Origin of the sequence: Frondihabitans sp. PAMC 28766 (genome assembly GCF_001577365.1) — a bacterium.
Lineage (GTDB): Bacteria > Actinomycetota > Actinomycetes > Actinomycetales > Microbacteriaceae > Frondihabitans.
On record NZ_CP014513.1, the window covers coordinates 1,489,542 to 1,502,453 of the forward strand.

A 12,912-nucleotide genomic window follows, 5' to 3' on the forward strand; every position below is an offset into this window, starting at 1 on the left:
CCTCATGCGTCATCTGCGCTCCGTCAGAGTAGCCGCCCTTGCGGCCCTGTTGGCCGTCGGCGCTCTCGGGCTCACCGCGTGCAGCTCGGGCGCTGCGTCGACGCCCGGCACGGCAGCCAACTCGGGCGCCCTGCCCTCCTACCTGAAGCCCTACCAGAAGGCCCTCGACGACGCTGCGAAGCCCGTCACCTGGGCCGGGCCGACGAAGCCCGCCAAAGCGCCGACCGGCATCACCGTCGGTGCGGTCAACTGCTCGTACTCCGTCGAAGGATGCAAATCGGGCGGCCAGGCCTTCAGCGCCGTCGCGAAGGCGCTCGGCTGGAAGGCGAAGATGATCATCGTCAACGACCCGACCGGCTACGGCGACGCCATGCAGAGCCTGATCAACCAGGGCGTCAAGGCGATCTACCTCGGCGGCGTCGACCAGACGCTCGTGCCGAACCAGATGAAGGCCGCCGCGGCTCGACACATCCCCGTCGTGAGCGTCGGTTCGAACTACAACATCGGCGGCCCGGGGCAGGTCATCGCCGACGTCCACGGCAGCCCGACCGTGAAGGGCCAGCTCATGGCCGACGCGGCGATGGTCGACCACGCCGGCAAGGTCCACGCGGTCTTCTTGAAGGACGCCGAGTTCGCTGAGCCCGTCCAGGTGCTGAACGCGGTCTCGAAGCAGTTCGCCGCCTGCACCAAGTGCCAGATCACTCAGGCGTCGCCGATCAACTTCACCGGCACGATCATCAGCACCCAGCTGCCGGGTCAGGTCGTCACCGCCGTGCAGCGCGACCCGGCGATCAACTCGATCATGCTCGGCTTCGACCCGCCCGCGACGTACATCGTCCCGGCCCTCGACGCGGCAGGCGCTAAGACGAAGGTCACGATGTACTCGCAGCTCGGCGACTCGGCCCCGCTGCAGCTCGTCAAAGAGGGCAACATCCTGAAGTACAACGTGGCGGCCAGCGTGCCGTGGGGCGTGTGGGGGTCGTTCGACGAGATCATCCGCTACCTGAACGGCCAGCCGCTCGTCGACGAGAACCTGCCCATCCAGCTCTTCTCGTCGGCCCATCCCGACGCCGTCGACAAGCTCGGCGCCAACGACTTCGCCGCCACCTACGCCGGCTACGAGGCGAAGTACAAGACGCTCTGGGGCGTCAAGTGACGACCGAGACCGCGCCCGCTCTCGTCGCCACGGGGCTCACGAAGCGCTTCGGCAGCCGGACCGTCCTGACCGACGCCGACCTGGTCGTCGGCGTCGGCGAGATCCACGCTCTCGTCGGGCCCAACGGCTCGGGCAAGTCGACGATGGTCAAGATCCTCTCCGGCTTCCACGAGGCGACCCAGGTCGACACGCTCTCCGTCCGCGGCCACGACTTCCCGTCCTCGCCGACCGCCCAGTCGGTCGCCGATCTCGGCGTCCGCGTCGTGCACCAGGACCTCGGCCTCATCCCCGAGCTCAGCATCCTCGAGAACGTCGCGCTCGCCGCCGGGTTCGAGCACCGCGGTGTGCTCGTGAACTGGAAGGAGTCGCGGGCCCGCTGCATCCAGGCTCTCGAAGCCGTCGGTCTCGACCGGTCGCCCGACGTCCTCGTCGGCTCGCTGGCCGTCTGGGAGCGGGTCGCCGTCTCGTTCGCGCGCGCCCTGTACGACGGCCTCGACCACCTCGGTCTGCTGATCCTCGACGAGATCACCGCGGCACTGCCGCGAGACCAGGTCATCAGCGTGCTCGACATCGTGCGCAAGGTGAAGGCCCTCGGCGCCGGCGTCCTCTACGTCAGCCACCGCTTCGAGGAGATCTTCGAGATCGCCGACCGGGTCACGGTCCTCATCGACGGCAAGGTCGTCGCCTCCGACGCGATCTCGGCCTTCACCGTCGACAGCCTCGTCACCCTCGTCGCCGGCCACGAGATCGTGGCCACCGACTCCGAGTCGACGGGCGTCTTCGGCGAGCCGCTGATCGCAGCCGAGCACCTCGAGAGCGAACGCCTCCACGACGTCTCGCTCAGCGTGCGCTCGGGCGAGATCGTCGGCATCATCGGCCGGGCCGGCTGCGGTCGCAGCGCTCTCGGCCGCGCGCTCTTCGGGCTCGAGAAGCTGAGCGGCGGCACCCTCGAGCTGAACGGCGTGCGCATGCGGCGCTTCACCGTGCAGGAGGCCATGAAGAACAAGGTCGCCTACGTGCCCCAGGATCGCTTCGGCTCGGGCATCCTGCCCGCCGGCACGGTCAAAGAGAACGCGACGCTCATCAACCTGCCCGCCGTGTCGAACGGCGGGTTCATCTCGAAGCGCCGCGAGGTCGAGCAGGCGACGGCCCTGGTGCGCGACTACGACGTGCGCCCGGCCGACATCCAGGCCCTCATGGCCCAGCTGAGCGGCGGCAACCAGCAGAAGGTGCTCGTCGCCCGCTGGATGGCGAACCCGCCGCGGGTGCTCGTCCTCGACGAGCCCACCGAGGGCGTCGACGCCGGCGCCCGCGCGATCATCTACCGGCTCGTCGACGAGCTGCGGCGCCGCGGCTCGGCCGTGCTCGTGCTGACCTCCAGCATCGAAGAGGCCGTGCAGGTGTGCGACCGGGTGCTGCAGATGAGCGAAGGCCGGATCGTCGCGACGTTCGAAGACGAACGTCTCTCCACACACAACATCGAACAGGCCCTCCTTGTGGGCGGCACCACGATCGGACACGAACAATGACTTCGACACCCCCAGCACCGACGCTCCGAACGGATCGGACGAGAAGGAGCCTCTGAGACGGCGCCTCCCCAAGACCCGACCGCAGGAGCTCATGCACCAGGACGTCGACAAAGCCGGGCAGCGGGTCTGGCTGAACACCCTCCTGTCGAAGTACGCCGTGGTCGCCGTGGCGATCCTGCTGATCATCGTGTTCGCGGTGCTCAACAGCTCGACGTTCTTGACCGGAGCGAACCTTCAGCTCATCCTCGGTGGGAACAGCGTGGCCCTGATCCTCGCGCTGGCCGGCCTGCTGCCCCTCCTCGCCGGAGAGTTCGACCTCTCCATCGGCTACACGCTCGAGCTGTCGGCGGTGGTGACCGCCGTGCTCGCGAACGACGGCGTGCCCCTCCCGCTCACCCTCCTGATCGTGCTCGTGATGGGGGCCGTGATCGGGCTGGTCAACAGCTTCTTCATCACCATCCTCGGGGTGAGCTCGTTCATCTCCACCCTGGGCATGGGCACGGTGGTCAGCGCCATCTCTCTCGAGCTGACCCACGGCGAGATCCTGATCAAGAACATCCCGCCCGCTCTGATCAACTTCGCGCAGGGCACCGTCGGGGGCGTGCCGCTGATCCTGATCCCGGCGATCGTCCTCTTCATCCTCTTCTACATCATCGGCGAGCACACCACGTACGGACGCCGCCTCCTGGCCGTCGGCCTCTCGCCCCGGGCCAGCCAGCTGGCGGGCGTCAGGATCGGGCGCTCCGTCGGCTCGACCTTCGTCATCGCGGGCGTGCTCGCGGCGCTCGCCGGATGGCTCGAGCTCGGCCGGGTCGGCTCGGCCAGCGCGGGCATCGGCCCGAACTTCCTGCTGCCGGCCATCACCGCGGGCTTCCTCGGTGCGACCACCATCAAGACGGGCCGCTTCAACGTGCTCGGCACCGGCGTCGCCGTCGCTCTCGTGGCGGTCGGCATCGACGGCCTCCAGCTGAACGGCGCCGCCTACTGGGTGCAGCCGCTCTTCGACGGCGGAGTGCTGCTGCTGGCTGTCGGCACCGCCCAGCTGCTGGCGAGACGCGCCAAATGACCGCCGGCAGCGGGCTCGTCGAGACGATCGGCGGCCCCATCGACGCCGACGTCCTCGGGCGCACCCTGCTGCACGAGCACGTGCTGCTGGTCGAGCCCGAGCTCGACGCCAACTACCCCGGCTGGTTCGACGAGGACTCCGAGGTGCGAGACGCCCAGCACCAGCTGCGACGGCTCAAGGAGGCCGGCATCGACACCCTCGTCGACCTCACCGTGCTGGGCCTCGGGCGGAATGTCGACCTGGTGCGACGGGCGGCGGAGGGCAGCGGGCTCAACATCGTCGTCGCCACCGGCATCTACACGATGGACGAGCTGCCTCCGTTCTTCCGCCGCCGCGGCCCAGGGCGTCTCATGGGCGGCGACGACCCGCTCGAAGCCTTCCTCGTCCGCGACATCGTCCAGGGGATCGCCGAGACGGGCGTCAAGGCGGGCGTCATCAAGTGCGCGACGGGCGAGCGGGGCGTGACCGACGATGTCGACCGGGTGCTGCGGGCGACGGCGACGGCGCACCTCCGCACGGGAGCACCCATCAGCACGCACACCGACGCGGGCACCTTCCGTGGGCACGACCAGCAGCGGATCTTGGGCTCGGAAGGGGTCGACCTCGGCCGCGTGCTGATCGGCCATTCAGGAGACTCCGAGGATCTCGGCTACCTCACCGAGCTGATGGACGCCGGGTCGTACATCGGCATGGACCGCTTCGGGATGGACACCATCCTGCCGACCGAGAACCGCTGCCGTGTGGTGGCCGAGCTCGTGAAGCGCGGCTACGCCTCGCGGATCGTGCTCTCGCACGACACGAACTGCTACACCGTCAACTGGGAGAAGGACGTGCGAGAGCGCGTTCTGCCCGACTGGCATCACCGGTTCATCTCGGAGTACGTGCTCGGCCGGCTCGGCGAGCTCGGGGTGTCGCCCGACGACATCGACCAGATGATGCGGGTCAACCCGCGCTCGTTCCTGGCCGGGGCGCCGAGTCGAACGGAGGTCGCCGCATGAACGACGTCGACGCGATCCGCCAGCTCGTGGCCCTCTGCGGTCGCGCCGGCGACGACGACGACGTCGAGTCGTGGCTCGCCTGCTTCACCCCCGACGGCAGCTTCGGCCGCAGCGACACCGACGTGGTGCACCGCGGGCACGACGCCCTGCGGGCCATGTTCACGACCTACCCGGTGCACGGCCGCCACACCACCTCCGACCACATCGTCGACGTCGACGGCGACAACGCGTCGCTGACCTGCTACCTCACCTTCCTCGACGCCGAGCACGGCTTCGCCCTCCGCATGTTCGGGATCTACCACGACGTGCTCGTGCGCACGCCGTCGGGCTGGCTCCTTCGCGACCGCCGACTCGAGGTCGTGCACGAGGCGACCTGACCCGCTCTTCCGACCGTTCCGGGCCGCACTTCCGTGCGGCGCCGGTCTGCGTCGAGCCATCACCCGGAAAGAACCGCGACAGAAGCACTAGAGAGGTACCGCACATGTCTCCACTGATCGACGACATCGCCGACTTCATCACCACGCTCGACTGGAACGCCGTGCCCGAGAAGATCCAGGACTCGGCCCGCGACCGGCTGCTCGACGCGCTGAGCACCGCAGTCGCCTCGCGCGAGGTGCCGACCACCTCGGCGCTCGTGGCCGCCGGCGAGTCGTTCGCGACCCAGGGCGGCTGCACCGTGCTGCCGACGGGCCGGACGACCGCCGCGAGCGAGGCGGCCCTGATCAACGGCACGGCCGTGCACTCGATCCTCTTCGAAGACATCCACCTGGGCTCGTCCGACCACCCGGGCGCGGTCATCGTGCCGGCGGCTCTCGCCGCGGCCGAGTCGGCGCCCTCGATCATCGGCCGCCACGTCTCGATGGACGACCTCCTGCGCGGCGTGCTCGTCGGCTACGAGGTGCACCTGCGGATGGGCGTCATCGCCGCGGCCGGCATCAAGAAGCGCAAGCTGCGCACGACGTCGATGTTCGGCACGATCGGTGCGGCCGCCGCCGCCGCGAGCATCCTGTCGCTCGGTCGCGACGAGACGATCACCGCGATCGCGATGGCGGCGAACATGTCGTTCGGCTTCTTGGAGGGCTTCGCCCACGGCACGATGGAGCCGTACGTGCAGGCCGGGATCGCCGCCCGCCAGGGGATCCTCGCGATCCACCTCGCCCGCGGCGGCGTCCGCACCGGCGACCTCGTGTTCGAGGGACCCGCCGGGTTCCTGCAGGGCTTCGCCGACATCCCGGCCGGCAGCGTCGTCGAGTTCCCGAGCGACTGGCAGATCACCGGGGTCTCGGCGAAGCCCTACCCGATCTCGGGCGGCAAGATCGGCTCGACCAACACCGCCGTCGCCGCTCACCAGCAGGGCATCGACGGCACCAGGATCAAGTCGGTGCGGGCCCTCTTGAAGCCCGGCGTCAAAGAGTTCCCGGGCTCCGACCTCGCGGGGCCGTACCGGACCTACTCGGCCGCCCAGGACAGCACCCAGTTCTGCATCGCCTCCGGTCTCCTCGGCCGCGCCATCGACTCGCTCGACTACGTGCTGAAGAAGTACGACGACCCCGAGGTCGAGGACCTCTCGCACCGGATCGAGCTGATCAGCGAGGAGGGGCGTCTCATCACGAAGCTCGAGATCACCATGGACGACGGAAAGGTCGAGACCGTGGAGGTCGACTGGTCGGCCCTGCAGATCCCCACCGTCGAGAAGATGGCCGACAAGCTGCGCGCCCTGACCACGGGGTTCTGGGCGGTCGACAACGTCGAGGCGATCGTCTCGCTGATCGTCGACGCCGGCCCTGTGCCCGTCTCCGAGCTGTCTCGCCTCCTGCGCTCCTGCTGAAAGCCACCCCGCGATCTTCCCGCCCGTCGAAAGGACCACCGCCATGCCCGTCTCCATCAACCCCGCCACCGGCGAGCAGTTCGCCGAATTCGACCTCGACGGCCCCGAACGCGTCGATGCCGCCCTGACGGCCGCTGTCGAGGCGCAGAAGGGCTGGCGTCGCACGCCGATCGCCGAGCGGCTGACACTGCTGACCCGGATCGCCGAGGTGCTGCGAGCCGACAAGGAGTCGTTCGCCCGCACCATCACGCTCGAGATGGGCAAGCCGATCGGCGAGGCGAGGTCGGAGGTCGAGAAGTGCGCGGTCACGCTCGACCACTACGCCGCGAACAGCGAGCGCTACCTGGCTTTCGACCCGATCGAGTCGAATGCGGCCGAGAGCGGCGTGAGGTTCGACCCGCTCGGCGTCGTGCTGGCGATCATGCCGTGGAACTTCCCGTTCTGGCAGTTCTTCCGGTTCGCCGGGCCGGCGCTCGCGGCCGGCAACGGCGCGATCCTCAAGCACGCCAACAACGTGCCGGGGTGCGCTCGCCTCGTCGAGGAGATCGTGCGGAAGGCCGGCGCGCCCGAGGGGCTCTTCTCGAGCCTCCTCATCGAGACGTCCGAGGTGGCGGGCCTGATCGCTGACCCTCGGATCGCCGCGGTGACGCTCACCGGGTCGACCGAGGTCGGTGGCATCGTGGCCGCGCAGGCCGGTGCGGCGCTCAAGAAGCAGGTGCTCGAGCTCGGCGGGTCCGACCCGTTCATCGTGCTGGCCGACGCCGACCTCGACAAGGCCAGCACCGTCGCGGTCGCCGCGCGCTTCGGCACGGTCGGTCAGAGCTGCGTGAACTCCAAGCGGTTCATCGTCGACGAGTCGGTGGCCGACGAGTTCGTCGCGCTCTTCACCGAGAAGACCCGCGCCCTGGTGCTCGGCGACCCTCTCGACGAGGCGACGACGATCGGGCCGATGGCGCGGGCCAACCTCCGCGATGCGCTGCACGACCAGGTCGTCCGGACGGTCGCCGCCGGAGGCCGTGTCGTGCTCGGTGGCGAATCCGTCGACGGCCCGGGCTTCTTCTACCCGCCCACGATCATCGATGGCGTCCTGCCCGGCCAGGCGGCCTTCACCGAGGAGACGTTCGGCCCCGTCGCCAGCATCACCCGGGTCAGCGGCGCCGACGAGGCCGTCCGGCTGGCCAACGACAGCGAGTTCGGCCTGGGTGCAGCCCTCTGGACGACCGACATCGAGCACGCAAAGCGGCTCATCCCCGAGATCGACGCGGGTGCCGTCTTCGTCAACGGCCAGGTGGCGTCCGACGCCCGGCTGCCCTTCGGCGGCATCAAGAAGTCGGGCTACGGGCGCGAGCTCAGCGGGTACGGGATCCGTGAGTTCGTGAACGCCAAGACCGTCTGGATCGGCCCCGCGGCGTGACGGTGCCGGAGCTCTCCTGGATCGAGGACCCGCCGGTCGGTCACGCCGACGGCGACGATCTGCTCGTGCTCGGGCCGTCGCTCGGCACATCGGCCTGGGTGTGGCAGGAGGCGAGTGCCGTCGTCCGCGAGAACCGCCCGGGTCTGCGGGTGATCCGGTACGACCTCCCGGGCCACGGGGCGTCGCCCGCGACGACGCGGCCGTTCTCGATGAACGATCTCGCCGAGGCAGTGGTCGAGATCGGCCGTCAGGCGGGGGCGCGGAGGTTCCACTATGCCGGATTGTCCCTGGGCGGTGCCGTGGGGATCGAACTCGCCCTGTCGCATCCTGCCGCCCTGTCGAGCCTCGGCATCGTGAGCTCGGACGCCAGGATCGCCAGCGCCGACGTCTGGGACGAGCGGGCGCGCGTCGTCCGCTCGTCGGGCACCGCTCGGCTCGTCGAGTCGACACCCGCGCGGTGGTTCGCCCGCGGCTTCGCCGATCGCCGGCCCGACGATGTCGAGCGGGCGTTGCGCGAGCTCGCCGAGGTCGACGACGAGTCGTACGCCCTCTGCGCCGACGCCCTGCGGGTCTTCGACCGGAGGGCCGACGCCCATCGCATCTCGACGCGGGTGACCGTCGTCAACGGCACGGAGGATCCCGTCACGACCACCGAGCAGATGCGCCGGCTGGCCCTCGAGATCCCTCGCGCCGTCTTCGTCGACCTCGAGGCGGCGTCGCATCTCGTCGCCCTCGAGGAGCCGTTCGCCACCGCGACTGCACTTCTGTAACGCTCGGTCGGATCGCATTGACAGCGGTCGGCGAGCGTGAGACAGTTCCATCGACATAGTGAACAGCGTTCAGCATGCTGAACAAAGTCACCGTGTCACTCCCTTACTCCACCATCGTCAGCGTCGTCGAAAGGTGCCACCATGCGGTACACACGCGTCACCCGAACACTCTCGGCCCTGGGGCTCATCGCCCTCGGTGCCGCCGTCCTCAGCGGTTGTTCGTCCGGTACGACCCCCTCCGGGTCGGCGTCCGGCGGCTCGGCCAAAGTGCCCTCCTACCTCTCGTCGTACTCGAAAGAGCTCGCCGCGGCCGAGAAGCCCGTCTCGTGGGACGGCCCCACCACGGCCGCGGCCGCGCCGAAGGGCATCCTCGTCGGTGCCGTCAACTGCTCGTACACCGAGGAGGGCTGCAAGGCCGGCGGTGAAGCCTTCACCCAGGTCGCGAAGGCGCTCGGCTGGAAGGCGAAGTCGATCGTCGTCAACGACCCGACCGGCTACGCGCAGGCCATCCAGACCCTGCTCAACGAGAACGTCAAGGCGATCTTCCTCGGCGGCGTCGACGAGTCGCTCGTCCCGGCCGCCATCAACGAGGCTAAGGCTCGCCACATCCCCGTGGTCAGCCAGGGGTCGAACTACAACATCGGCGGATCCGGCCAGGTCGACGCCGACGTCCACGCGAACGTCACCGACGAGGGCAAGCTCATGGCCGACGCCGCCATGATCGACCACTCAGGCACCGTCAACGCGCTCGTGCTCAACGACGCCGAGTTCGCCGAGCCGGTCGCCGTGCTCAAGGCGTCGAAGGCGCAGTTCGCGAGCTGCAGCAAGTGCTCGATCAAGTACGCCAACCCGATCAACTTCACCAGGAACGTCATCACCAACCAGCTTCCCACCGAGGTCGTCTCGGCCATGCAGACCGACCCGAGCATCAACTCGATCATGATCGGCTTCGACCCGCCCGCACCGTACATCGTGCCCGCCCTCGACACCGCGGGTGACAAGACCAAGGTGACGATGTACTCGCAGCTCGGCGACTCCGCCCCGCTGCAGCTCGTCCAGGACGACAACATCTTGAAGTACGACGTCGCGAGCTCGACGGCGTGGGGCACCTGGGGTGCCTTCGACGAGATGATCCGCTACCTCGACGGCAAGCCGCTGGTCAACGAGAACCTGCCGCTGCAGGTCTTCACCTCGTCGAACCCCAAGCTCATCACGAAGCTCGGCACCAACGACTTCCAGGCCACCTTCGCCGGCTACGAGAAGAAGTACGAGCAGCTCTGGGGCGTGAAGTGATCGACCGCGAGGGCGTGCGCCGCACGCTCGCCCTCGCGGGGCGGTACCTCGACGACCGCCGCTTCGACGAGTGGAGCGGCCTCTTCGCCCCGGACGGGGTGTTCCACGACGGCGACGCCGACCCGGTGACGGGCCGCGACGAGATCCTGCGCAGGATCCGCGGTGGCGGGCTCGCCAACGACCCCGAGCTCTTCCGGCGCCACGTCACCTGCAACGAGATCATCGACTACGACGGCTACTCGGCGCGGGTCGAGAGCGACCTCGTGATCCACGAGCGGCAGGGCGAGGGCCCCTGGGGCCTCCGCCTCGGGCGCTACAGCGACGTGCTCGAGATCGTCGCCGACCAGTGGCTGTTCCGTAAGCGGCGGATCACGTGGGTGGTCAACGGTCTGTGACGGCGGGCCACAGCGAATCGGCGGTGGCGATGACCCTCGGGTCACCGCCACCGCCGATTCTCGCCGATTCTCGGCGTTCAGCGCGTGGTCGCCTTCGGTGCCGTCGGCGCATCGACAGGGTCGCCGCCGAACAGGCTGCCGTCGGCCGCGAGAGCCTCGGGGGCCGCCTCGCCGTTCAGCACCTCGAGCGTCTTCTTGTTCGTCTCCGGCGCGATGAACGCGAACACCACGGCGGTCAGCAGGATCACGATCCCGAAGAACAGGAACGACGGTTTGACCGCGCTCGTGGTGGCGGCAGGCGAGACGAGGTTGCTGCTGTTCGCGAAGATCGCCAGCGCCAGCGGGCCGATGATCTTGCCGACGCCGCCCATCGCGTTGCCGAGGCCCTGGCCGTGGACCCGCAGCGATGCGGGCCACATCTCGCCACTGAGCGGCACGATGTTCGTGAACGAGCCGTCGGCGAAGATGTAGCCGCAGACCAGGAAGACGAAGAACGCCGAGACGGTGCCGAACTCCGACACGTGGAAGAAGCCCGCGAGGCACAGCAGGATGCCACCGGCGAGCCCCGTGATCACACCGGCGGTCTTGCGCCCGAAGCGGTTCGCGATCAGCGGCACCGTGAGCCGGCCGAGGAAGCCGGCGAGAGTCACGATGATGAACAGGCCGGCCGCGTGCTGCGGCGTCACCTTGAGGACTTCGCTGACGATCGTCGGGCCCCAGAGGCCGACGCCCGAGAAGACGATGTCGACGAGCAGCCAGAGCAGCATGACGGTCGCCATCTGGCGGGGGAAGCGGCGCATGGTGCCGTACGACTCCTTGCGCTGCACGGCGTCGGTGGCTGGCACCTCGGTCCAGTTGCCGGGGCCGAACAGGTGGTCGGCGTTCTTCCGCGCCTCCTCGGTGCGGCCCCGGCTGGCGAGCCAGCGCGGCGATTCGGGCACGACGAAGAACACCCAGACCGCGGCGAGAACGGGGATCAGGCCGATGAGAAGGAGCCCGCGGAATCCGAGCACCGGGCCGAGGCTCGCGACGATGACGCTCGTCACGAGACCGCCGATCGGCACGAGCGACACGGTGCCGATCCCGCCCATGATCGTGCGGTACTTCGCCGGGGTCGACTCGATCAAGAGGGGCGGGCCGGCGGCGTTCGTGCCGCCGGTGCCCATCCCGACGAAGAAGCGGAAGACCGACAGCAGCAGCCACCAGCCGACCGGTGTCAGCGCCGAGATGCCCGTCGCCAGAGCGAAGCACAGGATCGCCGACATGAGTGCCGCGCGCCGACCGAAGCGGTCGCCGATCCAGCCCCAGAGGAGCGAGCCGACGATGGTGCCGACACCGGTGGCCAGCAGGATCGTGGCCACCTCGCCGAACGTGAGGTGCCAGGGCACGCTGATCAGCGCGACGACGAAGCCGATCGTGTAGAAGTCGAAGTACTCGAAGAGTTGCGATCCGGCGATGGCCGCAGCGAAGCTCGCGTAGTGGCCGGTCAAGCGCGCATTGTCCTTCGGCATCACCAGGGTCGCGACGTTGGGACTGTCCATGGTCTTCCTTTCGGGGTGTACGGGTGGGTGAGGTGTTCAGCGAACGGTCTGGAGGAGGTCGAGCAGGTCGCGGTGCACGCGGTCGGGCACGACGACCGTTCCGCGTCGGAGGGCCTCGGCGCGGCGTCGTGCCGCCCCTTCGCCGGGAACCCGCACGGGTTCTCCGCCGGGCGCCGGGGTCGACGTGCGGATGGCGTCGACGAGGGTGTGGATGTGGTCGTCGTACTTCTCGGCCGAGACGAACAGGTCTCGCTTCATGACGACGAAGAAGAACCCGAAGTTGCCGAAGGGCTCGGGCACGGCGTCGCCGCCGGCGAGGACGGCGAGGGCCTGCACGGCCACCGCTATCGCGTAGCCTTTGTGGCCACCGGACGGCAGGATCGCGCCGAGCAGGGCCTCGGTCGGGTCGGTCGTCGGCTTGCCTTCGGCGTCGATCGCCACCCCCTCGGGCAGCGTCTCGCCGACCCGCTGAGCCAGCTGCAGCGCCCCCCAGGTCGAGGCGGCCGTGCTCAGGTCGATCACGAGGGGGTCTTCGGTGGTCGGAAACGCCATCGTGATCGGGTTGCTGCCGAGCAACGGCGCGATGCCGCCGGTCGGAGCCACCATGGGGAAGGCACTCGAGGCGTGGATCGCGACGAGGCCGCGGCGGGCCGCGAGCTCGGTGTAGTAGCCGCTGCGACCGCTGTAGTAGGAGTCGTTGGCGGCGACGACCGCGAGCCCCGTCACCTCCGCCTTCTCGATGGCGATGTCGATCGCTCGGCGGCAGACGACGTAGCCGAGGTGGCCGTGCCCGGCGATGGTCGCCGAGATCGGTGTCTCACGCTCGATCTCGATCGGCTCGAGCGGCACGTCGCGCTGGCGGCGCAGGCGGTCGAGCACGACGAGCAGTCGGGGAGACCCGCGAACGTGTAGCCGGTGAGTT

Annotated in this window: 12 protein-coding genes; 10 read left to right on the forward strand and 2 right to left on the reverse strand. The window is 69.1% G+C overall.

Annotation, left to right across the window (positions count from 1 at the left end; translation table 11 throughout):
- The first annotated feature begins 4 nt into the window (after nt 1-4).
- The 10 genes from AX769_RS07335 to AX769_RS07380 all read left to right on the forward strand — a co-directional run bounded on the left by AX769_RS07335 (nt 5) and on the right by AX769_RS07380 (nt 10,449).
- Nucleotides 5-1,156 carry a substrate-binding domain-containing protein gene (locus AX769_RS07335; protein ID WP_066277674.1) on the forward strand — a complete coding sequence of 384 codons (1,152 nt, stop codon included), beginning with the start codon at nt 5-7 and terminating at the stop codon, nt 1,154-1,156.
- On the forward strand, nt 1,153-2,685 hold the full coding sequence (locus tag AX769_RS07340; protein ID WP_066277677.1) for a sugar ABC transporter ATP-binding protein: 1,533 nt from the start codon (nt 1,153-1,155) through the stop codon (nt 2,683-2,685). Before AX769_RS07335 ends, AX769_RS07340 begins: the two co-directional genes overlap by 4 nt.
- A 91-nt stretch (nt 2,686-2,776) precedes the next feature.
- Entirely contained in the window at nt 2,777-3,751 is a 975-nt protein-coding gene (locus AX769_RS07345) for an ABC transporter permease (protein WP_157887497.1), read from the forward strand.
- Nucleotides 3,748-4,749, forward strand: coding sequence for a phosphotriesterase (locus AX769_RS07350; RefSeq protein ID WP_066277684.1), 1,002 nt, complete (start codon nt 3,748-3,750; stop codon nt 4,747-4,749). The genes AX769_RS07345 and AX769_RS07350 overlap by 4 nt, the downstream gene beginning before the upstream one ends.
- Nucleotides 4,746-5,126, forward strand: a complete 381-nt coding sequence (locus tag AX769_RS07355) for a nuclear transport factor 2 family protein (protein ID WP_066277686.1) — start codon at nt 4,746-4,748, stop codon at nt 5,124-5,126. Before AX769_RS07350 ends, AX769_RS07355 begins: the two co-directional genes overlap by 4 nt.
- A 104-nt stretch (nt 5,127-5,230) precedes the next feature.
- Nucleotides 5,231-6,577: an MmgE/PrpD family protein gene (locus tag AX769_RS07360; protein WP_066277688.1), complete on the forward strand. Its 1,347-nt coding sequence runs from the start codon at nt 5,231-5,233 to the stop codon at nt 6,575-6,577.
- A 43-nt stretch (nt 6,578-6,620) separates the two neighbouring features.
- Complete coding sequence (locus AX769_RS07365) at nt 6,621-7,991, forward strand: NAD-dependent succinate-semialdehyde dehydrogenase (RefSeq protein ID WP_066277690.1); 1,371 nt, start codon at nt 6,621-6,623, stop codon at nt 7,989-7,991.
- Nucleotides 7,988-8,761, forward strand: a complete 774-nt coding sequence (locus AX769_RS07370; RefSeq protein WP_066277692.1) for an alpha/beta fold hydrolase — start codon at nt 7,988-7,990, stop codon at nt 8,759-8,761. Before AX769_RS07365 ends, AX769_RS07370 begins: the two co-directional genes overlap by 4 nt.
- A 141-nt stretch (nt 8,762-8,902) precedes the next feature.
- Nucleotides 8,903-10,054 carry a substrate-binding domain-containing protein gene (locus AX769_RS07375; RefSeq protein ID WP_066277694.1) on the forward strand — a complete coding sequence of 384 codons (1,152 nt, stop codon included), beginning with the start codon at nt 8,903-8,905 and terminating at the stop codon, nt 10,052-10,054.
- Entirely contained in the window at nt 10,051-10,449 is a 399-nt protein-coding gene (locus tag AX769_RS07380; RefSeq protein WP_066277699.1) for a nuclear transport factor 2 family protein, read from the forward strand. Before AX769_RS07375 ends, AX769_RS07380 begins: the two co-directional genes overlap by 4 nt.
- A gap of 77 nt (nt 10,450-10,526) precedes the next feature.
- On the opposite strand, the gene AX769_RS07385 is transcribed toward AX769_RS07380, so the two are convergent.
- Nucleotides 10,527-11,990, reverse strand: coding sequence for an MFS transporter (locus AX769_RS07385; RefSeq protein ID WP_066277700.1), 1,464 nt, complete (start codon nt 11,988-11,990; stop codon nt 10,527-10,529).
- Between the two features lie 36 nt (nt 11,991-12,026).
- Nucleotides 12,027-12,869: an Ldh family oxidoreductase gene (locus tag AX769_RS07390; RefSeq protein ID WP_066277702.1), complete on the reverse strand. Its 843-nt coding sequence runs from the start codon at nt 12,867-12,869 to the stop codon at nt 12,027-12,029.
- Nucleotides 12,870-12,912: the final 43 nt, after the last annotated feature.

Bases quoted from the DNA above. Each gene is read 5' to 3' on its own strand.
- AX769_RS07375 (WP_066277694.1), top strand. From the start codon at position 8,903: ATGCGGTACACACGCGTCACCCGAACACTCTCGGCCCTGGGGCTCATC.
- AX769_RS07355 (WP_066277686.1), top strand. From the start codon at position 4,746: ATGAACGACGTCGACGCGATCCGCCAGCTCGTGGCCCTCTGCGGTCGC.
- AX769_RS07365 (WP_066277690.1), top strand. From the start codon at position 6,621: ATGCCCGTCTCCATCAACCCCGCCACCGGCGAGCAGTTCGCCGAATTC.
- AX769_RS07335 (WP_066277674.1), top strand. From the start codon at position 5: ATGCGTCATCTGCGCTCCGTCAGAGTAGCCGCCCTTGCGGCCCTGTTG.
- AX769_RS07345 (WP_157887497.1), top strand. From the start codon at position 2,777: ATGCACCAGGACGTCGACAAAGCCGGGCAGCGGGTCTGGCTGAACACC.
- AX769_RS07360 (WP_066277688.1), top strand. From the start codon at position 5,231: ATGTCTCCACTGATCGACGACATCGCCGACTTCATCACCACGCTCGAC.
- AX769_RS07385 (WP_066277700.1), bottom strand. From the start codon at position 11,990: ATGGACAGTCCCAACGTCGCGACCCTGGTGATGCCGAAGGACAATGCG.
- AX769_RS07350 (WP_066277684.1), top strand. From the start codon at position 3,748: ATGACCGCCGGCAGCGGGCTCGTCGAGACGATCGGCGGCCCCATCGAC.